We start from the raw sequence: 22,715 nt of genomic DNA, 5'->3' as shown, positions 1-22,715 counted from the left end.
AACAATACTCATTTTTTCAAGTCTTAGAAATCGAACTGAGCCAAGGGGGATATTGAGGATGAAAGAGCAAACCGGGTACGGAAGATGGGTGGCCGGTCCCAAGACGAAATGGGTAACACTGGTGGTATGGATCGCTGTGGTCGCTGTTCTCAATCTCATATGGCCGATGGTTAATGAGAAAGAAAAGAACAATGCACCGAACCTGCCGGATAGCAGCTGGTCCGTTCAGGCCGAAGCTGTGGCTGCGCAGGAATTTCCGAGCGGTGAAGGGATTCCCGCCTTGTTGGTCTGGCAGAGAGAAGGCGGATTGACGGATGAGGATTTGGGACATTTTCAGGAGCTGTTCGCGAAGCTTGCTGAGGAGCCTGCTCCCCATCAGAAGGGCCTTGTTCCGTTTGACAAGATGCCGCTGCCTGCACTGAAGGCTCAATTGTCTGAAGACGGAAGTGCCATGGTGACACCTGTGTTTTTTGATTCAACGGCAGGTGCAGAACAGCTGGAGGAAGGTATTGCAGCAGTAGAGGCTCAGGTCGAACAGATCTTCGGCATGGACCCCTTCTCCACGGATATAGGTAAATCGGAACTTGCCGCCAGAGTTACCGGCCCGGCAGGTATTTCCGTTGATGCAACAGGGCTGTTCAAAAATGCCGATGTTTCCCTGCTGATCGCTACTGTATTGCTGGTGCTGATTATATTGCTTCTCATTTATCGTTCTCCGATTCTGGCACTCATTCCGCTCGTTGCAGTCGGTTTCGCCTACGGGGTAATCAGCCCGGTACTTGGCTTTATGGCCGACAAAGGATGGATTACAGTGGATAGTCAGGCAATCTCGATCATGACGGTGCTTCTGTTCGGAGCCGGAACGGATTATTGCCTGTTTATCATCTCGCGTTTCCGCCAGGACTTGCGTGAAGAGAAGAACAAGACCGCAGCGCTGTTAAAAGCCATTACGCAATCCTCCGGTGCCATCGCCATGAGCGGGATTACGGTTGTGATCGCGATGCTTGCCCTGTTATTCGCCCGGTATGGGGCGTACCACCGGTTTGCTGTACCGTTTAGTTTTGCCATTCTGGTTATGTTTATCGCGAGTCTTACACTCGTCCCGGCAATGCTGGCTATATTTGGCCGTGCATCGTTCTATCCGTTCGTGCCTCGTACACCGGAAATGGAGGAGGAACATGCACGCAGCAAAGGTAAGCCGGTGAAAATCCACAAGGAGCGCAAGGACAACTGGATCGGCCGCCTGGTGACTCGTAAGCCCTGGACGGTCGTTCTGGCAGGACTTGTTCTGCTTGGCGGCCTGGCAGCCTTTACGCCGCAGGTGAAGTTTACGTATGATATGATGTCGTCTTTCCCGAAAGATATGTCTTCCCGTGAGGGCTTTGATATGATCAGCAAGCAGTTTACACCGGGTGAGCTTGCTCCGGTTAAAGTGATGGTTGATACGGAGGGTAAGGACGTTTCGCAGTTACAAGAGAGCTTAAGCGCTCTTCCTTATATCAGTAAAACGGGTGATCCGGTTCCAGGTGAACAGAATCCGAACATCACCGCGTATGATCTGGAGTTCACGATGAATCCTTATGAGCTGGAGGCGATGAAACACATTCCTGATCTGCGGGCAACAGCAGAAGAAGCGCTCCAGGCGGCAGGCATTTCATCCCCTGAATCCAAGGTATGGATTTCCGGCCAGACAGCGGCTCAGTATGACACCGAGCAGATCGGAGAGCGTGATACGTATCTCATTATTCCGATTGTCATCGGGATGATTACGCTGCTGCTTCTGCTGTATTTACGATCTGTTGTTGCTACCGTTTATTTGGTGCTTACCGTAATCCTCTCCTATTTCTCAGCGCTTGGACTGGGCTGGATCGTTCTGCATTACGGGATGGGCGCGGATGCGATCCAAGGGGCGATTCCGCTGTATTCATTCGTATTCCTGGTTGCGCTTGGCGAGGATTATAATATCTTCATGATCTCAAGCATCTGGAAAAAGAGCCGGCACATGCCGCTGAAGCAAGCCATCCGTGAGGGAGTACATGAGACGGGACCTGTCATTACGTCCGCAGGCCTGATTCTGGCTGGCACCTTTGCCGTGCTTGCTACGCTGCCCATTCAGGTACTTGTACAATTTGGTGTCATTACGGCGATTGGCGTCCTGCTGGATACCTTTATTGTAAGGCCGTTTCTCGTGCCGGCGATTACAAGTCTGCTTGGCAAGGCAGCATTTTGGCCAGGTAAGGCTCCAGCTGAAACAGGCAATGAAGGCGTACAGCAGCGGGGCTGACGGCGGGCAGAAAGCTGGCGAGCTACGCGAATTATTCACATTTTCTGTAACAAATCATTGGTTTTCGTTGCATATTTTCATAAGGTTCTCTTATAATAAATTGTATTCTTTATTAAGGGAGCCATGAGCATTTGAAAAAGTCTGTACTGAACCGAATGGTTTCAGAATTACTTCGTCGGTCGGGCAGCAAAGTTACGGTGAAGCTTGAATCGTATTTTCCCGGGGGCCGTTTAATCGGTGGGAAATACGTGATGAATATGCACAGCGTGACAATGTATACCGAGGTCATTAAACAACAGTGTTTACAGATTTTTGGGTCGCTTGAGCACGTGCACGATTACTTTGCCATCGTGTTTGCTCACGAGCTCGGGCATGCGGCGGATTCAAGTCTGCAGGAGCTGTGTAATGAGCTGGATTTTTGCACAGATGACTTGAAGAGAAAACAGATTGCGCTGCAAATAGAGGAGAATGCGTGGAATAACGCGTTGGCATGGATTCAGGATATTGATCCTGCCATGATCCGCATCATCATCGATCAATCGCTGGAAGCGTACCGGGAGGATCTTGCACCGGCAACAGCCTAAGCGAGGCAGAATGGGCTTAACACTCGTTGTGATATAAAGAGCAGGCCAAGGAATGAATCACTCATCCCTTGGCCTGCTTATTTTATATTTCGTATGGCATTTTTCTTTAGCCAAATCACTTATTATATCCTAGTCTTCAAGGTCCAGCTTCTTCAAAGGTTCAATCGCAGGTCCCTCAATGACTTCTCCGTCATATTTAAATCGGGATCCGTGACAAGGGCAGTCCCATGACCGCTCACCCTCATTCCATTCGGTTTCACAACCCAGGTGAGTGCAGGTGGTGTCAACGAGATACAGATTCCCCTTTTCATCTTTATAAGCCCCGGCTCGCTTGCCGTTATGCCGGACAACTGTTCCCTCACCAGGCTCTATTTCTTCAATGTTTTTGTGTGCTCTTTCGAGTTTGCCGGATACAAACTCTTTGGCCACAGCTGCATTTTGGACAACAAAGGTCTTCAGTGCAGGGTCAGCCTGGAACCGCGATGGGGTGAACAGCTCGGAATAAGGATTATCCTTGCCCATAATCTGATCGGCAATGATGCAGGCTGCTGCAGTTCCGTTCGTCATTCCCCATTTCCGGAAGCCTGTAGCCACCAGAATACGGTCCTGTTTCGACGTAATCGGACCAATGTAAGGCAGCTTATCAAGTGTAATCAGATCCTGTGCAGACCAGCGGAACGGGATGGAGCGGGCACCAAGCAGCTCTCCGGCAAACGTCTCCAGATTCTCGTAATGGCGATGTGTACATTCGCTCTTGCCGGTCGGGTGACTCTCACCGCCGACAATAATCAGCTCTTCACCATTATAGGAAACCGACCGGAGAGACCGTGAAGGACTGTCAACACTAAGGTACATACCACCCGGGTATTCCGTTTCCGGCTTCACGGCAATCGCATAAGAACGCTCCACATGCAGTCTTGTAAAATAAAAACCTTTTCCGTCATAGAAAGGGAAGTGAGACGCAGACACCGCAAATTGGCACGTAATGCTGTGATTGCCCCGCTGTGTTTTGATCGTGATAGGACCTTCCGTTTCAGCCTCTTCCCCGATCGTTGTATTCTCATAAATAGCCCCGCCGAGCTGGAGGAATTCTTCGACCATCCGCTTTAAATATTGGAGAGGATGGAACTGGTATTGATCCGGCATTCGAATTGCACCCCGAACCGGAAACGGCAGCGGTATGGTTTCCAGCCATTCGCCGGGTATTCCGAGCTTCTCATACGCCTTGAATTCATCCTCCAGCTTGGAGCGCATCTCGTCATCCTGGGTATATATGTAGGCATCTTCCTGCTTTAATCCGCAGTCTATACCCCATTTCTGAACCTGCTCACGAATAAAGTCCTTCGCCTTCTCATTCGCCTCATAATAAAGCCGGGTTTTCTCCTCACCAAAGTGCTGAAGAAACTCATGATAGATCATGCTATGCTGAGCGGTTACCTTGGCCGTTGTAAACCCGGTTGTCCCATCCAGGATCCGTCCGGCATCCAGCAGAACAACCTTTTTACCCTGCTTCGCCAGTAAATAAGCTGTCGTGATCCCCGTAATCCCTGCACCTACTACGGCTACATCGGTCTCAATATCTTCTGCGAGTCTTGGGAAAGAAGGAAGTTCTGTCGTGGCTCTCCAGAGTGATTCCGGGTACTGGGGAAGACCTTGCTGCCTGTCTTTAGCATTGTTCATCTAACTGTTCCTCCTCTATGATAAGAATTTCAATCCTGCTCGTTATTCGCCTGTCTTCCATTATTACCACTCATGAGAAAAAAGAAACGAACTTGGTGCATAACTCATAAACTGGAACTATTTTGCAAAGGCTACATGAAAGAGCAAGCGACGCGAAACGGATTATGAGGACAGATAAATGAGGTGAGAGGTATGATGGCAAGCCGAAAGGAAGATACCGGCGAGACTAGACAATGGCTGCTGAAGCAGCTGGAGAATACGGGTGACACGGAGCAGGTCCATCTTATCCATGAAGGTAAAGAAATCGAGCTTATTTATTTCAAAAGCTTATGTGATCCTTCTATCGTTAGCGAGAACCTGGTCAACCGTTTCTATGAAATATTGGATGTGCAGGAGTATATGGAGTACATCAGAGCCTGTCCTTCCAGTAAGGAGGCAAAGGGCGGGGAGGAGCTGCTGGAGAGCCTGCTAAAGGGACAAGCAGCCGTTATTACAAAAGAAAGTATCTATCTGTTTGATGTGTTGCTTGTGGAGGGATCCGGTGTATCTCCTGCTGCTACAGAGGCTGTTATTCAGGGTCCAACAGATTCCTTTACGGAGAATATCGATACGAATATGAACCTGGTTCGGCGCAGATATCAATCTGCACATTTGAAATCTGAATATATGACTTTAGGGAAAACGTCCAGAACCCGGATCGCAATTTTGTATGATGACCGACGGGTGGACCATAGTGTCCTTAAGGAATTGAGAGACCGCTTATCTCTGATTGATGAAGAGGTTATTCAATCCGCTTCGGAAATTGAGCGATTTACGATGAAGCCAAGTATGCGCTTATTTCCCACGATTATGCTTAGTGAGCGGCCTGACCGCACAGTGCTTAATCTTTCTCAGGGCAAGATTGCTGTCCTTATGGATACGACAGGTTATGTTTTATTGCTGCCAGCGATATTTAATGATTTTTTCACAGCGATGGATGACCAGATTCAGCTGCCCCCCATCGGGTGGTTTCTAAAAATCATCCGTTATATCGGGTTATTTCTGACGGTTATGCTTCCCGCACTATACGTTGCCTTTACTTCGTATAATCCGGAGATATTGAAGATGCGAATTACACTGCTGATTGCGGGCAGCCGGGCGACGGTGCCGTATCCGTCCTTTGTCGAGGTGCTGTTCATGCTGCTTGCGATGGAGTTTTTGATGGAGGCCAGTGTGCGCCTGCCGAAGTCGATCGGTCCGACGGCCACGACGGTAGGCGGCTTAATTCTGGGGACAGCCGCTACAGAGGCGGGTCTGGTTAGCAATATTATGGTTATTCTCGTTGCCGCGGTTGCCATTACGAATTTTGTGATTCCCTTGACCATGATGAGCTTTTCCATTCGGGTGATGAAATATTTTTTTATTGCTCTGGCGACCTTGTTCGGGCTTGTAGGGATCGTACTGGGGATCGTTGCCACGATTATGTATCTGGCGAGTCTTCGCAGTTTCGGCAAGCCTTATTTCAAAATGTTTGCCATCGACAGGAGTGCGAAGGAGGGAAGGAACAATGGTTAAAAATATTTATTTCTTTTACCTCTTTCTATTGAATGCTCTGATCAATCTGGTGAACTATGTTCCACGGATCCTTATCCATGATCGCTATAACGGCGCTGTCCTTTCGGTGATCATCTCGATTCCTGTGGGTCTGCTGCTTCTCTATCTGTTCGCCAAAATGATCGGCAGCTTTCCTCAGCAGGGGCTGCCTGAGATTATAAACAGCGGGCTTCCAAGATGGTTTGGCAAGCTGCTGCTGCTCTTGTTGGGTTGTATCTGGTTTATGTCCAGTGTCATCACGTTGGTCGGATTCGTGGATATCACAATCCGGTATATCAGTCCGGATGTCTCTCCTTTTGTCGTGCTTGCCGGCTTTTTGATTGTGGTAGGAGTGAGCGCAAGGCTTGATTCAGAATCGATTCTATACGGACTGGAGATTGTACTGTACATGACCGTTCCGCTCATTATTTATATGGTATGGCGAGTATTCAACAGTCCGTACTTTGAATGGGATGCTGTTAGGCAAATCTTTACTTATTTATGGACCATGCCTAGATATCAAACGGTCGCAGGAGCGACTTTTATCTTTACCGGATATATCAACATGGTGATTTTTAACCGGGTATTCAAGAAGGTGAGAATCCGGCATATCTGGCTTTTCTTTATAGTAGGTTTATTCACGCTTGTCGTCTCCATGTTCGCGCCGATTGGCTTTCTTGGTGCTGAAGGATCCGGAAATCCTGTCTATCCTGCCTTTTCTACAGTGGATTCGCTGCGAATCCGTTATTTTATTATTGACCGGATGATTTATGTATTTTATGTGGTCTATATGTGCCTCTCTTTGATGAATTCGATCATTCACTGGCATGTTTCCAAGGAACTGATCATGGGAGCATTTCAGCTGAGCACTTCATCCCCTTCTGGAAAAAGGATGCGCAAGGAGCGAAGAATCGAGTGGGGGATCCTCGGCGTATTCTCTGCTCTTGTATATGCATGCACGGTGTTTGCGGATCAATTCATCATGGATAGCCTGGCGGTCACTTTTTTGAATATTCGATTTGCAGGTGAGTTTGCTGTCCTGGGGTTGATGTTTTATTTTCTGCGGAAGAGGAGGCGGAGGGTGTGAAGCAGCTCAAAGGGCTTCTGATGACATTGATGTGTTCTTCCATCATTATTACCGGTGGCTGTGAATTTCGCGATATTGACCTTCGTTTATTTGTGGTGGCGATTGGGGTAGATATCATTCCGGATCAGCCTGAGCTGCTTCGATTCAATTTCAAGATAGCGATCCCAACCGGTGACCCTAAATCCAGAGAGGGAGACGTACTGATCATTACCGAGGACTCGAGCAATATAGCGGCTGCCATTCGGCAGGCGAAGTCTAAAGTGGATAAGGAATTTGATTTCAGTCACTGTAAAGGTGTGCTGTACGGTGAAGCCTATGCACGTAAAGGAATACGAAAAATGCAGGATTGGACCATCCGGCGCAGGGATATCCAGCTGCTCATGCATCCTGCCGTTGCGGTCCCTACAGCTGAGGCTGTGCTGAGAGTTCAGCCTAAATCAGAACGTATTACCGGCAGCTCTCTATTCCTTGCGCTTAGTGAGGAGGGAACGGAGTCCCCTTACATCACCAAGGTGTATTCTTTTGATTTAGCCCGCAGGATTCAAGAGAAAGGGGAGGACCCGATCTTGCCAGTCATCGAAGCGGCAAATGAATCGTTACCCGACATTAAAAAGGTGGCATTGATGGATAAACAGAAAGTAAAGCATATCCTCTCACCAGAGGAGACCAAATGGCTCAATCTGCTCCTCTATAAGGATTTGAGAACGAACTTAGGTACAAATCTGGACGGCTATCATTATGAAATGAACGCTACAAACACCCGTTCAAAGTTCAAGATTATCGATGATGGTCACGGCAAGGGACGGATTGTCTACACGATTCGGATCAAGGGGATTCTGGAAGAGAAGGATGAAGAGGAGGAGTTGTCCAGCCGGGACCTCACTCGGCTTGAGAAAGAATTCGATAAGAGCATTGCGGAAGATGTATTACATCTGCTTACCAAAGTACAGGCAACCAAACTGGATCCGCTGGGATTCGGTCTTCGTTTCTTCGGTACCCACTGGAATAATGATTCAGAGGTTGAACAGTGGAAGGAGATGTATCCTCGAATCCAGTTCGATGTGATTGTCAAAACCGAGATCAAATCCACGGGATACACCCGCTGACATATAAAGCTGTCCATCGCTCCAGAAGATGTTAAAATATAGAAAGGCATCTATTCTTGTCACAAGGAGGTTTTTGTATGGAGTTTAGAAGATTAGGCAAGAGCGGCCTTAAGGTGAGTGAGATCAGTCTGGGCAGCTGGTTGACTTATGGCGGTTATGTTGAGCGGGAGAACGCGGTAAAGTCGATCCAGACAGCTTATGGCCTGGGCGTCAACTTCTTTGATACGGCGAATGTATATGAGCAAGGAGCAGCCGAGGTTGTCGTTGGAGAGACATTAAGGGCATTTCCGCGTGAATCTTATGTGCTGGCTACCAAAGTCTTTGGTAAAATGGGCGATGGTCCGAACGATCAGGGTCTCTCCCGCAAACATATCATGGAGCAATGCCATGCCAGCCTGAAACGGCTTGGTACAGATTATGTAGATCTCTACTACTGCCACCGTTTCCATCCTGAAACCCCGGTCGAGGAAACCCTTCGGGCCTTGGATGACCTCGTGCGTCAGGGCAAGGTGCTGTATGTCGGTGTCAGCATGTGGACAGCAGCTCAGATGGAAGAAGCTTTGGCCGTAGCTGACCGCTACCTTCTGGACCGGATTGTAGTCAATCAGCCGCTGTACAATATGTTTGAACGGGAGATCGAGAAAGAGATTATTCCGCTTGGGGAGAAAAAGGGGATTGGACAGGTCGTCTATTCACCGCTGGCACAAGGGATTCTCACAGGCAAGTATGCCTCCAGGGATCAAATCCCGGGCAATAGCCGTGCTTCCAAGCTCGGTGCCGATCGTCTGAAGCTCAGTGATGAGCGGCTCAGCCAGGTGCAGGCGCTTGGGCGCATCGCAGAGGAGCTTGGGATCAGTGTTGGTCAGCTGGCTCTTGCCTGGATTTTGCGCCAGAATAATGTATCCAGCGCCCTTGTCGGGGCCAGCCGTCCTGAGCAGGTAGAAGAGAATGTGAATGCTTCCGGCATCAAGCTGTCAGCTGACACGCTGCAAGCGATTGAGGAAATACTGAACTAATTAGGCATATTTATTAGCTGCTGCAATAAAGAAGAATGGTGGAGAAATGTAATCCACCATTCTTTTTTTATTGATTATGTCTAAACCGGGTAGCCTGGCAGAAGATTGACCTGAATACAAATAGGATTTATACTTGATCTAAAAATAAATCAAAAGGGTGAATACCTTGAAATCATTAAACTTAACAACGCAAAGGCAGGCTGTTTATGACGTTGTCCGTGAGGCCAAAGATCATCCCACAGCAGCGGACATTATGAACCGGCTGGTTGAGAAGGGATATAATCTGGCGTACGGTACGGTATATAATTCACTCCGTTACTTGACGGATAAACAGTTGATCAGTGAATTGAAGCTTGGTGAAAGTGCAAGCCGCTATGATGCCCGCACCGATGAGCATCAGCATATTATGTGTGAAGTCTGCGGCAAGGTGGACGAAGTGATGTCTGAAGTCCCTGCAGAATGGACTAAAACGGTTGCAGAAGAGACCGGTTATATCATTAATCATGCACATGTTGTGTTTGGGGGGGTATGTCCAGAGTGTCAAGCCAAGCGAAACAAATAACGGATCGAATGAACCGGGTTTATAGAGTGAAGGATTGGCAAGCAGCAAGACCCCATGGTCGTCCTCTCTCTGAAGATCAGACGGAAGACAAGTGCCCTGTATCCCTATTCCGTGCGGCTATGATCAGTAAGAATCCGAGCCGTGTTCATGAAATTGTACTAACATTATCCGAGAACTGTTTCGATGTTATGATGATGCGGAAGTGGGAACCGGGACTTCAGTCAGCGTTGAATACAGAATTGGTTATAGCGGATATGACGGCATGTATGGACGGCGAACAATTCGATGAAGAGCGAAAGCTTCTAAACCCGGCGGGAGATCGCATAAGCATTCCCGTCCTATATTTGGTAAACGAGGAACTGATGAGCCGGGCAAGCGGAAGTTTGCTGGAGGAAGAGCTTATGGTATGGATACCTCGTTCCAGGGAAACGATGATGTACCAGATTCAGCGCACGATTCGTGCAAATTCCCAAGCGTTGTTGTCGTCTGAGGACATGAGGGCGGGAAGAGGTCAGGTATTTAAAGATCTGCGTATTGATAGGGATAAGATGTCCATTCATCGCGGACGGATGCCTATTCATTTAACAAAGACAGAGTACAACCTGCTTGTCCTGCTGCTGGATAGCGGGGGTGCGGTTAGAACGCGTGAAGAGCTGATGAGTGAAATCTGGGATACTGATTTTCTGGGAGGCAGCAATGTCATTGATGTTCATATTAAAAGCTTGCGAAAAAAACTGAACGACAAAGCGGGATCTCCGCGTTATATTGCAACAGTCAGAGGAGTCGGATACCGCTTGGCGGATTAACGTCTCCCTTTTCTTTTTTAGAGGGTAAAAGTGTGTTCATCTGATCTTCATTTAAGGATCACCTTATAATCATGATGACTCATGAGACCCATGCTACAATCAATATATAAATTTAGATTAAGTCTAAAATCAATTGTATTGATTGGAGGAAATATAGATGAATCAACGTTTGACTACCAACCAGGGGGCTCCCGTAGCCGATAATCAAAACTCGAAGACAGCGGGACGCAGAGGTCCAGCACTCTTGGAGGACTACCACCTGATCGAAAAGATCGCACACTTTGACAGAGAACGAATTCCAGAGCGGGTCGTTCACGCACGCGGTGCTGGCGCACATGGAGTATTCGTGGTTGAGAACAACATGAAAGCTTACACACGAGCAGCATTTTTACAAGAAATTGGACAGGAGACACCGGTATTTGTCCGTTTCTCCACCGTAATCCACGGAGCAGGTTCACCGGAAACAGCCCGTGATCCAAGAGGCTTTGCAGTTAAGTTTTATACGGAGGAAGGCAACTACGATATTGTGGGTAACCACATTCCGGTTTTCTTTATCAGAGATGCGATCAAATTTCCGGATATGGTTCACTCTTTGAAACCATCCCCGGAGACGAATATTCAGGAGCCAGGACGTTACTGGGATTTTATGACCTTGTCGCCAGAGTCAACGCATATGATGACTTGGTTGTTTTCAGACCACGGCACGCCTGCAAACTACCGGCAAATGGACGGATTTAGCGTTCACGCCTTCAAATGGGTAAACGCAGAAGGAAAAGTCACCTACATTAAATACAAATGGGAATCCCAGCAGGGAGTAAAGACACTGAGCGCAGATGAAGTCCCGGTTGTGCAGGGTCAGGACTTTAACCATGCAACACGGGATTTGAGAGAGAACATTGCTGAAGGGAACTTCCCGAAATGGCGTCTGGTCGTGCAGATGATGTCTCCGGATCAGATGGATGAGCTGTCCTTTGATCCACTCGACCCAACTAAAACATGGCCGGAGGATCTTTTCCCATTCGTTACGGTCGGCACCATGACTTTGAATCGCAATCCGCAGAACTATTTTGCGGAGGTGGAGCAGGCTGCCTTCTCGCCAAGTGCGTTGGTACCAGGGATTGAGCCGTCCGAGGATAAATTGCTTCAGGGCAGATTGTTCTCCTACCCGGATACACAGCGTCATCGTCTCGGCGCGAACTATTTGCAAATTCCAGTTAACTGTCCTTATGCACCCGTACGGAATCATCAGCGTGATGGACTGATGAATGTCAAACAGGACCCTTCACCGATCAACTATGAGCCGAACAGCTACACCAATGGCCCGGTGGAAGATCCTTCGTATGGAGAGAGTGACGCGCCTTTGACAGGGTATGCTGTACGCCAAAAGATCGAGAAGGCGGATGACTTTACCCAGGCAGGTGAACTGTACCGTTCCTTTACATCTGAGGAAAAAGATCATTTACTCCGCAATCTGGCATCTGATTTGAGCCAAGTGAAGCAGGATATTCAGCTGCGTGCGCTCTGTAACTTCTTCCGTGCTGATGCTGGTCTGGGCGGCCGCCTTGCTGAAGGTCTTGGAGTCGATGTCGGCGCATTTGTTCCAGGTGCAACTCGCGTATAATAATGGACTTTTATATATCAACAACAGGCCAGTTCCGGATTTTTCTTGAACTGGCCTGTTATTTTTTTAGATGCTGTAAGTCAGGCATATTTCTTGCATTAAATTTGTATGGTTTAAGGACCCTTTTATAGAGAGCGTACATGTGCAGTCTTAATCCCAGGCGGGGGGCCATTAGTCTTAAAGAGACCCGGGTGACTTTATATATAACGGCAAGCCAAGTATACTGTATTAAATACCAAGACACAGCAGGTAAGCTCCAGCCTGGAAATAGCTTTATAACCGGACCGGATTTGAAGCGATATTGAAGCTTGCGGAACAGATGGAAGCCCTGAATAGTCTGTTTGAAATATTAGGAAACACTTCGATCGCCGCTAGAGGGTATAAGACAGTAAATGCTCTAAAAAAGCGCTCATAATGAGAAAGCAAGGAGGATGCAATCCATGGATAGACGAAAAGCACTTTTATTAGGAAGCTACACACATCCCAAATTTCACCCGCTGCAAGGAATCGATACACAAATTTCTCATCTGTTGAATGATATGTTCACGGTTCAATGCACTGAGAATCATAAAATGCTCAAGGAAAGCAATCTGTATCCCTATGATCTTTGCATCGCATACAGCGATCTGTGGGACGAAAAGGTATCACCGCAGCAAACGGCAGGCCTGCTGTCTTACGTAAGCGGGGGCGGGGGCCTGCTGGTCATTCATAATGGAATTACACTGGCAAACCGATATGAGCTGGCCCAATTAATTGGAGGCCGATTTGACGGTCATCCGCCGATTCAAAAGCTATCCTTCAAACCGACAGCAGCAGGACATGATATTACAGAAGGCATCGAACCGTTCGAAATGGAGGAAGAAGCATACCGCTTCAAATTTGATCCGTTTACAGATAAAACAGTGCTTCTGGAATACGAGTACGAGGGCCAGCAGTGGCCAGCCGCCTGGTGTCACACTTATGGAATCGGAAGAGTTGTATTCTTGATGCCGGGCCACCATGAGCCGTCCTTCCTGCAGCCGTCATTCAGACACATGATTACCCAGGCTGCTAAATGGGCATCGCGTTTTCCCGGATAAGGGAACAGGGTAATAATAATTAGAGGGCAAGAATGTGCGGACCTGAGATGATCAGGGGAATGAGAAGGATGTCGTTTTTTTCTTGTCCGTAATCAGGTTATAATGAAAAAAAGACAAGAAGCGGGAGGAAAAAGCCATGAGTGATCTTCTGAAAAAAGCAATCTCATTAGGATTAGGTCTAACCGTAATCAGTAAGGAAAAAGTTGAAAAGATTGTGGATGATTTGGTGGAACGGGGCGAGCTGGCTTCTTCAGAATCGAATGCGCTCGTTAACCGTTTGATTGAACGGGGAGAAGAAGAGCAGTCCCAGATCAAGGCGATCATTTATGAACAAGTGAAGCGGACTTTATCAGACATGGAGGTTCCTTCGGAGAGTGATGTAGCCAGCCTGGAACAGCGCATTGCAGCTCTGGAGGCGAAGGTAGAGGAATTGGAAGGGGCACGGTCCGAATAAATGGCTGTTCGCATCAGGCATGCCGGCAGATACCGGGAAATCGCCATGGCGCTTATGCGTCATGGCTTTGGCTATATGGTGGAGGAAATGGGGCTCTTTCATATTCTCTCGCTTCCCGTTAGATGGATATCCCACACGGAGCCGGAGAGCATTTCGCTCGGTGAGCGAATTCGGAGAGTGCTTGAGGATTTGGGTCCTGCCTTCGTCAAGTTCGGCCAATTAGCAAGTACGCGCTCCGATTTATTGCCTGACCATATTATCCAGGAATTGGTCAAGCTGCAGGAGCAAGTGCCGCCATTTTCTTCTGAAAGCGCCAAATCGCTCATTGAACAGGAATGGGGTGTACCTATTGAACAGGTGCTCCGGTCATTTGAAGAGGAGCCGATTGCGGCAGCCTCGATTGGCCAGGTTCATGCGGGAGTGTTAAAGAGCGGTGAATCCGTTGCGATAAAGATACAGCGTCCCGGAGTCGAGAAGATAATGGGCAGGGATCTGGAAATCCTTAAAGATATGGCTGCGATGGCAGAGAAGCATTGGGATTGGGTGCAGCAATATCAGATCGACCGGATTGTAGATGAATTCGCCCGTGCCGTGTTGACGGAGATGGATTACAGTCACGAAGCGCGAAATACGGAGAGGATTGCAGCCCAGTTTGTCGACAGTAAATATATTGAAATCCCGGCTGTTTACCGGGATTACTCCACATCCCGCGTATTGGTGATGGAGTATGTGGAAGGGATTACGCTCAGCCGAAGCAGGGAGCTTGTGGACAAGGGATATGACTTGAAGGCTGTGGCTGAGCATTTAACGGAAGGCATGCTTCATCAGATGTTTATGGAAGGATTCTTTCATGCCGATCCCCATCCCGGCAATATATTGGTGAAGAAGGACGGTAAGCTGGTATTCCTGGATTTTGGCCTTGTCGGGCAATTGAGCGAGGAAATGAAGGATCATCTGTCAGGATTGATTATTGCCCTTATGAGGCGGAGTACGGAGGGTATGGTCCGCTCGATTCTTCGTATGGGAATCGTACCTGATGATTGTAATCTGGAGCTCTTAAGATCGGATATAGAGCGGTTGAAAAACGATTATGTGGATCTCCCCTTTGACCAGATCAAAGTGGGGAAGGCCATTAGCGATCTGTTCGGGGTGGCTCAGCGTCACCGGATCGTGCTGCCGCCGGATTTGACACTGCTTGGAAAGGCAATGCTGACACTTGAGGGCGTCATCGAGCAGCTGGACCCGAAGATCAGCATTCTTGATCTGGCTGAGCCTTTTGGCCGGAAGCTGCTTAAAGAACGATACAATTCCAAGCGAATCGGACGCAAGGTGCTGGATGGTGTTGCGAGCCTTTCGGAAACGCTGCTTGATCTGCCTGGACAGGCTAAACAATTGTCGGCGTTAATCAGCAAAGGCAGAATAAAGGTAGAGATTAGTGTGCCGGAGCTGCAGTCTCTTATGCGAAAACTGGATCAGATCAGCAATCGTTTGTCGTTCAGCATTGTGCTGTTGGCATTCAGCATCATTATGGTCGGCTTGATCATCGGCTCGTCCTTAAGCCGTCAGCCTACGATGCTGTGGAACTTTCCGACCATTGAAATTGGTTTTATTGTTGCGCTGCTTATGGTATTATGGCTGCTCTACTCCATATTCAAATCGGGAAGGTTTTAGGGCAGAAAGTCATGCGATAGAACGGCTCTGCTTACGGCGCTGAAGCCAGGCCTGGAATCCCATGAGAAGCCATTCTATCAGATGATAGAATACCGCAATGGATAGAGCCTCCATGATTCCGGCGATTGATAGTCCTGTGATAATCATAGAAATGAAGTACAGTATGCAGGTGTCTATGAGGATCGTGATCAGCTGTTTGGTGTATATAGCTGCATCCCGGCGGAGCCACAATCGAAGCAAGGCCATGGTGATAGGGTGCACAAAGCTTTCGAAGAAGATAAATCCCAGCAGCACCATAACAGAGAAGCTGATGAGATTTCCCAGGTCCATAGAAAGACTAGCTTCCTGGTATAGGCCTTGCACGTGAAAAAGGACGGCGAACAGCACAGAAAACATGAAAACGGGAATAATGATGATCATGGACAGCACCGGAATGAGCCATAATTTTATGCGCATTGGAACAGGCACTGTTCCATCACGGCGGGAAACATAATTGAGAACCAGGTTAATGATCCCGAATAGAAGTGCCAGCACGAATAAGGACATTATAAATTGAAACGCATTCATACAGATCCTCCTATACGTTATGGATAACATATATTTACATTAACAGAGGGCGGCCTATTTGTCAGTTTGCTTTTTCAAGTGTCATTCTGGAATCCGGTTGACCATACCGGGAAATATGATAAATGAGGTGGAACGTTTGCCAAACTTTCAAGAACTGGGCATAGACGAACAATGGGTACGGACGCTAAAAGAACAAGGAATTGCCGTGCCGACGCCGGTACAGCTGGAGAGCATACCGCCGCTGCTGAAAGGCAAGGACGTCATTGCCCGTGCACGCACGGGGACAGGTAAAACACTTGCCTTTATGCTGCCGATTTTACAGCGCATAGACCCAAAACGAGCATATCCGCAAGCGCTGATCATCGCGCCTACGCGTGAGCTGGCGCTTCAAATTACTGAAGAAGCACGGAAGCTTACCTCAGGAACCGAATTGAAGATTCTGGCTGTATATGGCGGTCAGGACGTGGAGAAGCAGCTGCGTAAGCTGGAGGGTGGCCGTCACCTCATTATTGGTACACCGGGAAGAATACTCGATCACTTGCGCCGCGGTACGCTTGAGCTTGGCGGAGTAAAGCAGCTGGTGCTGGATGAGGCTGACCAGATGCTTCATATGGGATTTCTGGACGAAGTTGAAACCGTCATTGCTGCACTTCCGTACCGCCGCCAGACGATGCTCTTCTCGGCAACCATGCCGGATGGCGTCAAGCAGCTGGCAGGCAATTATATGATTGAGCCGGAGGACATCGTTGTAAAAGGTGCATCTCCTATTCCAATCGAGCAGATCAAGCAGATCGTGGTTGAATGCAGTGACCGGACGAAGCAGGATGCCCTGCGAGGCATGATCGAGGAGTATCGTCCATATCTGGCGATTATTTTCTGCCGGACGAAGCGCCGGGCGTCCACATTGAATGATGCGCTGCTGGCGTATGGCTACCAAACTGACGAGCTTCACGGTGATCTATCCCAAGCGAAACGGGAAGCTGTCATGAAACGGTTCCGCGAAGCCAAGCTTCAGCTCCTGGTTGCAACAGATGTCGCTGCACGAGGACTTGATGTTGAAGGGGTTACCCACGTATTTAACTATGATATGCCGCATGATGTGGAAAGCTATATCCACAGAATTGGCCGGACAGGCCGCGCTGGCGGCAAGGGTGTAGCTGTGACATTCGCGGCTCCGAAGGATCGCGGCGATCTGGAGCGTATTGAGCACGGAATCTCCTTGCGTCTAAAGCGTGTGCGGTGGGAAGGATCAAGCGGTGAGTTCCGCGAGTCCTTCGGATCAGGCAGCAGCATGGGCGGAGGCAAATCACGCAGATCCGCATCCGGGTCATCGAGGGATCGGGATCGCTCAGCTTCGGACCGAAGCAGTAGTGGCAGCCGTAATGGACGAGGCCGGGATATTTCCGCTGGGCGTGAGGATGGCCGGAGCGAAAGATCGGCGGGTACCGGGAGCGCCCGTAAAGGGAATAACCGCAGACAGGACAATATGCCGGGCGCAAGAGCGAATGGCAAGAGCGCAGGTGCAGGCGGCTGGAAACAGGGAGGGACAGGCTCTGGCCGCAAGGCTCAGGAGGGCGCAGGCCGAGGCAGAAATGCGGACGGACGCAGCTCAAATGAGCGGAGCCGCAGCAGTTCCGAACGTCGTCAAGGCGGTCAGAATCAGGGTGGGGGACGCCGCGGGCGTAACCGCTAACCCCTGAGGAATTAATTGTAAATTCATTGATTCAGGTAAATGAGGGAAGGTTAAGTACAATACAATACCATTCTGAAATCAAAACAGGAGGCGTTACCATGTCTGAACATAATCATGTAGTGAATAAAAACGGCGAACTGGATATGAACAAAATGGACGACGCAATAAACCGGATGGATGATGGGGAGAAGGATCGCATTCTAGCCAACTTTGATTCCTTCAAATCGTACTTGCATAAGCGGATTCAACTTGCTCAGAGCATTGGTCTGAGTGAGGAACAGGTTGCACGAGCCGCCGAGAAAGTGGCTGGATATTTGGCAGCTAACGAGGAACCGCGCAACAGCGAAGAGAAACTGCTGCAAGAGCTGTGGAAAGTCGGCACGAAAGAGGAGCAGCATCAGCTTGCTCATCTGCTGGTCAAGCTGGCTCAAGGCGGGAGTGCCTAGTAAATCAGCAAATGCTTCCCTAAATCCTTCTCCGGCCAGGCCGGGGGAGGATTTTTTAGTGTATACTTAGAATGTGTTTATATGATTTAAATCACATTTCGAAAATATATAAAAGGAGTTGCCTGAATGTCACTGAAGATTCATGAGCACCAGCAGCCGAGGATGCAGCCTTTTTATTGGATTCTGACATTTGAAATGATGACCATAGCAATGCTGCTGGGGATTGCACTGGTTGCAGGACCGATTGTTCTGCTGTCTTTATGGCCATCCGGATGGATGGGGCTGACATTGCTCGCCTTACCCTTCGGGCTTATCATTTTCATTAAAAGTTATCGCAGTTTGAAGGAGCGGGTCTGGCACAACCGCCACACGAATAGCTATGCGATGTATGAAGACAGGATCGAATACATCATATGGGACCGGAAGACGAAGGAAGCGGATCAAGGCTCCATAGAAATTCGGGATATTCAGGAGATTTATTACGGGCGGCATCTGCAGCAGTACAGTTATGCCTATAAAAAAACAACCATGACAGAAAAGGCGCCCATGTTCGAGCTTTTTCCCGTTCTCCATCTCATACATAAGAAGGGTTTGCAGCAAAAGGTATTGACCATACCCTTCATTGAATTCATGGGCGCTAACCGCTGGCTGGAGGCTTTGGCATCCTATAATATTCCCTTGTGGTTATCCTCTATTGTAGTCAGTGACTCCGCGGACGAATCGCTCGGAGACTTGCTAAAGGGGGATGAAGATAAGGCTCCGGCTGTATTTGACGGCAATATTGAAAGAGAGTTCAGACCGTATTCGGAAGAATTGATCTCAAGAGAGAGTGAGCGGGAACTTACGGATGAGGAGCTTGCTGAGCTTGAAGATCAAATGAAGCAATTAGAAAATGCGGAACTCGAAAAAAAGAAAAAGTCTGCACTGGGTAACATTGGCCTGCTAGCCTGGCTTGTCCTTCCGCTTCAATATGGGCTAAGCCGCTGGATGATGTATGAAGCGGACCGGGGAACCATCAATCCTGAAGGAATGCTCTACCCGGTACTCATGGTGGTCCTCACCAGCATCTTGTTCTTCTTGCTTGTGAAACGGATGCGCTGGCTGCAGATGATTATTTATCAGCTTGCTTCGGTCGTTGTGGCGGTGGCGGTAAATATAGACTCCCCGGAGGATGAAACGCATCCGCTCTATCAGATTACAGCGGGTATAACCGTAAGTATCGTATTCTATTCAGCACTGATATGGATTACATACTTTTCCATCAAATACTTGCGGCGCGGCAGAGATGCCAGGAAGGATACCGCAAGCCATACGGCTGCAGAATCGAGGCCTGGTCAGGGAGAACCTAGAATATACCGCTAACTCGGCATAAACCATATTTAAAGCGCAGTCCCTCTTAACGGGACTGCGCTTTAAAGTTATACCTGAAGGTATCCATCGGTTGTGTTGTGAAGGTGGATTCGATTTCTTTTTTCTCGCCTGGCTTTAATGTGATTTCTTCATAGGTTTTGGCAAACACTTCATTCCCATCGTGATCGACCAGCACTACATATAAGCTGCCGGAGTAAGACTCACTTTCATGATAGTTCCCGGCATAGACAAGCACTTTTGAACGATCTTCATCCTTAGCCTGGAATGCCCCTATATGAACCTTGATATAGGACTCCAGAGCTGAAGTGCTTGAGATCATTTCCTTGTTCTCTTCAAAACGCTGATCCAGTCCGCTAATCATGGTGTCTTTTTGATATAAGCTTTGCTCCGTAAATAAGGCGACCGGGATCGTAACGATGATGTAGAAGATAATGAGCGAGCCCCCGGTGCTTCTTAGGATGGTCCGTTTGTCGTAGCCTCCAACAACCATGGCGATGAATGCAATGAGCACAAAAATGAGCACAGCCAGGTGCCAGATAGAAAGAAACATCTCAGGATACAATTTCATGACACAGCTCCAATCATGATTAATACGGGTTATATGGAATCCAATACCCCACAGATCTGAAATCTAAACCCTGTTTTGATATGTCTTTTATTTCGTATTAGATGAAGCCATTTTGCTATAATTCGAATTATATTCCAAATTAAGCTATAATACTAGAATCCACATTCTTCTAATAATATTTCGGCCTGTTATTGAGAAACGGAGCGGCTTCAAGAAAGGGGGCAGTCCCTTGCAGCCATCAAACAATGAAATAAATGATCTGCGAAAGACGTCAGAACGCCTATCAGACCCAATTGTACGCATTAAAGCCCACGAAGAGAAAGCGTCCAATGAGTTCTCGGTAATGATTAGTGAATTGCTAGCCTTTCAGAATAAGTGTGTTAAGATGAACAAAGAGCTTCGGGAAGCCCGAAATGCATCTGAACATACTAATGAAGATGAAAGCATGCTTCTTGCCCTGATCAGTCACGAGATCAGAACTCCAATTAGCGGCATTATGGGAATGACCGAGTTATTGGAGAGTGAGGATCTGTCAGAGTCACAGAGAGAAAAGGTGAACGTTATAAAAAACTCAGCTGGATTGCTGCTGAACATGATTAATGACCTGCTGGACTTGTCCGAAATAAATGCAGGCAAAATGGAACTAAGGTTTGAACCGGTTCGGCTGAAAGCTGTGGTTGAATATATTTTTAAGCTGCTCGAAGTCCAAGTTAAAGACAATGGTAATATATTAGCTTCTCATATAGATGAGGGAATAGACGATAATCTGATCGGCGATACTGGACGAATAACTCAAATTATTCTGAATTTATTAACCAATGCGAATAAATTTACCAGCCATGGTCATATCAGCCTTCGAATTATCCTGTTAGAGGATTTGCCGGATTCTCAGTATCTGCGGTTTGAGATGAAGGATACGGGGATTGGTATATCTCCCGAAGACCAGAGCAAATTGTTCCAACCGTATATACAGACCGCCGAAGGTAGTTCCCTTCAATATGGCGGCACCGGTTTGGGACTTTTTATATGCAAATTATTTGTGGAGCTCATGCAGGGGAGGATCGGAGTCGTTAGTGAGCCAGGGAAAGGCTCGAGTTTCTGGTTTGAGCTGAAGCTCCGCAAAGGAGATCGTAATATGATATCAGCCGAAGATAGTGAAGCGGCTGATTATCCGGGGGAGCTGGAAGAGCTGGAAGAGCCTCATAATAAGGCGTCATATCATGTCTCACTCCCTGTTCTGGTGGTTGAAGATCAGCCGATTAGTCGTCAAGTGATCATCATGCTGCTGCGCAAACTGGGCATTCAACATATCGACTCAGTGGGGAATGGGGAAGAGGCGGTTCAAGCGGTAACCGAAAAGAACTACGCTTTGATTTTTATGGATCATATGATGCCGAAGATCAGCGGGTTAGAGGCTGCCAAAAGAATCAGAGAGCTGGAACGGGAAATGCAGTGTGGACATGCACGGATTATAGCGCTGACGGGCCTGGACGGCGAATATATCCGGGAGCAGTGCCTGAATGCGGGGATGGACGATTATATCTTAAAGCCCGTCAGCCTGCAATCACTGTCTGAGCTGCTGCAAAAATGGCTGCCTGCAGTCACGGAGCATACCGTTCTGGATGAAGAGGTTATTCATGAAATTCAGGAATTGAATGAGGATGATGAGAGCGATTTGCTGTCCGTCCTTTTTCAGATGTACACAGAGGATACGCCGGGTAAGTTACAGGATTTGCGGCAGCATTTATTAAATAATGAAAGTGAAAGTGTCTCGGCCCTGGCTCATAAACTGAAATCAAGCAGCCTGAGCCTGGGCATTGTGCATTTCTCCAATCTGTTATCCCGAATTGAACAGTCAGCCAATGAAGGCCGGATGGACATCTGTCAGGATACGATGGAGCTGCTGTTTCCAGCCTATGAAGAGGCATGTGATGCATTAGAAACCTATATAATCCGGGGGAGGAATGAATCATGACGTTTTATGAAATGAGTGCGCCGAATGCATCAGGACAGGAAATCTCCATGGAGAGCTACAAGGGTAAAGTACTGCTGATTGCGAATACAGCCAGTAAATGCGGTCTGACACCGCAATATGGAGAACTTCAGAAATTGGCTGACCAGTACCGGGATCAGGGATTTGAGGTGCTGGGCTTCCCGTGCAATCAGTTCGGAGCGCAGGAGCCGGGTACAAGTGAAGAAGCGGCCTCGTTCTGCCAGATGAACTACGGTGTAACCTTCCCGGTATTCGCTAAAGTCGATGTCAACGGTGAAGAAGCGCATCCGTTGTTTCGTTATTTAAAGGAAGCACAGCCGGGTGATGCTCCACAGGGAGAAATCGCATGGAATTTCACGAAATTCCTTGTGAACCGGGATGGAGAGGTAGTCGGTCGTTTTGAGCCTAGGGAAACACCGGAATCCATGAAAGAATCGATTGAAGCTCTGCTCGCTTAATGCCGTTACTACGGATTAACTTTCTTTTCATATAACCATCGGATACGATCTTTATGATCTTCCGGTGGTTTTTTGTCATGTTAACAATGAAGCCGGG

At 48.2% G+C, this 22,715-nt stretch carries 20 protein-coding genes; 17 read left to right on the top strand and 3 right to left on the bottom strand.

What is annotated here, in order from left to right; genetic code table 11:
• Positions 1-58 precede the first annotated feature (58 nt).
• Complete coding sequence (locus BN1234_RS18260; protein ID WP_054958082.1) at positions 59-2,284, top strand: MMPL family transporter; 2,226 nt, start codon at positions 59-61, stop codon at positions 2,282-2,284.
• A gap of 131 nt (positions 2,285-2,415) precedes the next feature.
• On the top strand, positions 2,416-2,868 hold the full coding sequence (locus BN1234_RS18255; protein ID WP_054958081.1) for a hypothetical protein: 453 nt from the start codon (positions 2,416-2,418) through the stop codon (positions 2,866-2,868).
• 129 nt (positions 2,869-2,997) lie between these two features.
• Here the strand turns inward: BN1234_RS18255 and BN1234_RS18250 are convergent, their stop codons facing one another.
• Positions 2,998-4,548, bottom strand: a complete 1,551-nt coding sequence (locus tag BN1234_RS18250) for an FAD-dependent oxidoreductase (protein WP_054958080.1) — start codon at positions 4,546-4,548, stop codon at positions 2,998-3,000.
• A gap of 192 nt (positions 4,549-4,740) precedes the next feature.
• Here BN1234_RS18250 and BN1234_RS18245 point away from each other — a divergent pair, with 192 nt between their 5' ends.
• The 10 genes from BN1234_RS18245 to BN1234_RS18200 all read left to right on the top strand — a co-directional run bounded on the left by BN1234_RS18245 (position 4,741) and on the right by BN1234_RS18200 (position 15,522).
• Entirely contained in the window at positions 4,741-6,102 is a 1,362-nt protein-coding gene (locus BN1234_RS18245) for a spore germination protein (RefSeq protein ID WP_054958079.1), read from the top strand.
• The gene (locus BN1234_RS18240) at positions 6,095-7,207 is read left to right on the top strand and encodes a GerAB/ArcD/ProY family transporter (RefSeq protein ID WP_054958078.1); all 1,113 of its coding nucleotides are present in this window, start codon (positions 6,095-6,097) and stop codon (positions 7,205-7,207) included. The genes BN1234_RS18245 and BN1234_RS18240 overlap by 8 nt, the downstream gene beginning before the upstream one ends.
• Positions 7,204-8,313, top strand: coding sequence for a Ger(x)C family spore germination protein (locus BN1234_RS18235; protein WP_156337269.1), 1,110 nt, complete (start codon positions 7,204-7,206; stop codon positions 8,311-8,313). The genes BN1234_RS18240 and BN1234_RS18235 overlap by 4 nt, the downstream gene beginning before the upstream one ends.
• A 77-nt stretch (positions 8,314-8,390) precedes the next feature.
• Entirely contained in the window at positions 8,391-9,329 is a 939-nt protein-coding gene (locus tag BN1234_RS18230; RefSeq protein WP_054958077.1) for an aldo/keto reductase family protein, read from the top strand.
• A 166-nt stretch (positions 9,330-9,495) separates the two neighbouring features.
• A complete protein-coding gene (locus tag BN1234_RS18225) occupies positions 9,496-9,891 on the top strand; it encodes a Fur family transcriptional regulator (protein WP_054958076.1) in 396 nt (131 codons plus the stop codon).
• On the top strand, positions 9,867-10,697 hold the full coding sequence (locus BN1234_RS18220) for a winged helix-turn-helix domain-containing protein (protein WP_054958075.1): 831 nt from the start codon (positions 9,867-9,869) through the stop codon (positions 10,695-10,697). The genes BN1234_RS18225 and BN1234_RS18220 overlap by 25 nt, the downstream gene beginning before the upstream one ends.
• Before the next feature lie 157 nt (positions 10,698-10,854).
• On the top strand, positions 10,855-12,318 hold the full coding sequence (locus BN1234_RS18215; protein WP_054958074.1) for a catalase: 1,464 nt from the start codon (positions 10,855-10,857) through the stop codon (positions 12,316-12,318).
• A 440-nt stretch (positions 12,319-12,758) separates the two neighbouring features.
• Positions 12,759-13,397 (top strand): ThuA domain-containing protein, encoded by a 639-nt coding sequence (locus BN1234_RS18210; protein WP_054958073.1) that lies wholly within the window; start codon positions 12,759-12,761, stop codon positions 13,395-13,397.
• A gap of 136 nt (positions 13,398-13,533) precedes the next feature.
• Entirely contained in the window at positions 13,534-13,851 is a 318-nt protein-coding gene (locus tag BN1234_RS18205) for a phasin family protein (RefSeq protein ID WP_054958072.1), read from the top strand.
• On the top strand, positions 13,852-15,522 hold the full coding sequence (locus tag BN1234_RS18200) for an ABC1 kinase family protein (protein ID WP_054958071.1): 1,671 nt from the start codon (positions 13,852-13,854) through the stop codon (positions 15,520-15,522).
• 9 nt (positions 15,523-15,531) lie between these two features.
• On the opposite strand, the gene BN1234_RS18195 is transcribed toward BN1234_RS18200, so the two are convergent.
• The gene (locus tag BN1234_RS18195) at positions 15,532-16,089 is read right to left on the bottom strand and encodes a hypothetical protein (RefSeq protein ID WP_054958070.1); all 558 of its coding nucleotides are present in this window, start codon (positions 16,087-16,089) and stop codon (positions 15,532-15,534) included.
• 136 nt (positions 16,090-16,225) lie between these two features.
• Here BN1234_RS18195 and BN1234_RS18190 point away from each other — a divergent pair, with 136 nt between their 5' ends.
• From BN1234_RS18190 to BN1234_RS18180, 3 genes are all read left to right on the top strand, one after another.
• The gene (locus BN1234_RS18190) at positions 16,226-17,782 is read left to right on the top strand and encodes a DEAD/DEAH box helicase (RefSeq protein ID WP_170308081.1); all 1,557 of its coding nucleotides are present in this window, start codon (positions 16,226-16,228) and stop codon (positions 17,780-17,782) included.
• A 98-nt stretch (positions 17,783-17,880) separates the two neighbouring features.
• Positions 17,881-18,228, top strand: coding sequence for a DUF3243 domain-containing protein (locus tag BN1234_RS18185; protein ID WP_054958068.1), 348 nt, complete (start codon positions 17,881-17,883; stop codon positions 18,226-18,228).
• Between the two features lie 126 nt (positions 18,229-18,354).
• Positions 18,355-19,590, top strand: coding sequence for a hypothetical protein (locus BN1234_RS18180; protein ID WP_054958067.1), 1,236 nt, complete (start codon positions 18,355-18,357; stop codon positions 19,588-19,590).
• A 34-nt stretch (positions 19,591-19,624) separates the two neighbouring features.
• On the opposite strand, the gene BN1234_RS18175 is transcribed toward BN1234_RS18180, so the two are convergent.
• Positions 19,625-20,167, bottom strand: a complete 543-nt coding sequence (locus BN1234_RS18175; protein WP_054958066.1) for a hypothetical protein — start codon at positions 20,165-20,167, stop codon at positions 19,625-19,627.
• A 229-nt stretch (positions 20,168-20,396) separates the two neighbouring features.
• On the opposite strand from BN1234_RS18175, the gene BN1234_RS18170 reads away from it, so the two are divergent.
• Positions 20,397-22,142 (top strand): ATP-binding protein, encoded by a 1,746-nt coding sequence (locus BN1234_RS18170; protein WP_054958065.1) that lies wholly within the window; start codon positions 20,397-20,399, stop codon positions 22,140-22,142.
• Entirely contained in the window at positions 22,139-22,618 is a 480-nt protein-coding gene (locus BN1234_RS18165) for a glutathione peroxidase (protein WP_054958064.1), read from the top strand. Before BN1234_RS18170 ends, BN1234_RS18165 begins: the two co-directional genes overlap by 4 nt.
• Positions 22,619-22,715 lie beyond the last annotated feature (97 nt).

This window comes from Paenibacillus dakarensis, assembly GCF_001373415.1.
Classification (GTDB): domain Bacteria; phylum Bacillota; class Bacilli; order Paenibacillales; family Paenibacillaceae; genus Paenibacillus_AQ; species Paenibacillus_AQ dakarensis.
This window is presented reverse-complemented; position numbering and strand designations above follow the sequence as displayed.

What these genes read in the sequence shown, in the direction of transcription:
- BN1234_RS18245 (WP_054958079.1), top strand. Translation starts at nt 4,741, where the DNA reads ATGATGGCAAGCCGAAAGGAAGATACCGGCGAGACTAGACAATGGCTG.
- BN1234_RS18195 (WP_054958070.1), bottom strand. Translation starts at nt 16,089, where the DNA reads ATGAATGCGTTTCAATTTATAATGTCCTTATTCGTGCTGGCACTTCTA.
- BN1234_RS18175 (WP_054958066.1), bottom strand. Translation starts at nt 20,167, where the DNA reads ATGAAATTGTATCCTGAGATGTTTCTTTCTATCTGGCACCTGGCTGTG.
- BN1234_RS18200 (WP_054958071.1), top strand. Translation starts at nt 13,852, where the DNA reads ATGGCTGTTCGCATCAGGCATGCCGGCAGATACCGGGAAATCGCCATG.
- BN1234_RS18180 (WP_054958067.1), top strand. Translation starts at nt 18,355, where the DNA reads ATGTCACTGAAGATTCATGAGCACCAGCAGCCGAGGATGCAGCCTTTT.
- BN1234_RS18210 (WP_054958073.1), top strand. Translation starts at nt 12,759, where the DNA reads ATGGATAGACGAAAAGCACTTTTATTAGGAAGCTACACACATCCCAAA.
- BN1234_RS18260 (WP_054958082.1), top strand. Translation starts at nt 59, where the DNA reads ATGAAAGAGCAAACCGGGTACGGAAGATGGGTGGCCGGTCCCAAGACG.
- BN1234_RS18250 (WP_054958080.1), bottom strand. Translation starts at nt 4,548, where the DNA reads ATGAACAATGCTAAAGACAGGCAGCAAGGTCTTCCCCAGTACCCGGAA.
- BN1234_RS18165 (WP_054958064.1), top strand. Translation starts at nt 22,139, where the DNA reads ATGACGTTTTATGAAATGAGTGCGCCGAATGCATCAGGACAGGAAATC.
- BN1234_RS18230 (WP_054958077.1), top strand. Translation starts at nt 8,391, where the DNA reads ATGGAGTTTAGAAGATTAGGCAAGAGCGGCCTTAAGGTGAGTGAGATC.
- BN1234_RS18240 (WP_054958078.1), top strand. Translation starts at nt 6,095, where the DNA reads ATGGTTAAAAATATTTATTTCTTTTACCTCTTTCTATTGAATGCTCTG.
- BN1234_RS18215 (WP_054958074.1), top strand. Translation starts at nt 10,855, where the DNA reads ATGAATCAACGTTTGACTACCAACCAGGGGGCTCCCGTAGCCGATAAT.
- BN1234_RS18205 (WP_054958072.1), top strand. Translation starts at nt 13,534, where the DNA reads ATGAGTGATCTTCTGAAAAAAGCAATCTCATTAGGATTAGGTCTAACC.
- BN1234_RS18185 (WP_054958068.1), top strand. Translation starts at nt 17,881, where the DNA reads ATGTCTGAACATAATCATGTAGTGAATAAAAACGGCGAACTGGATATG.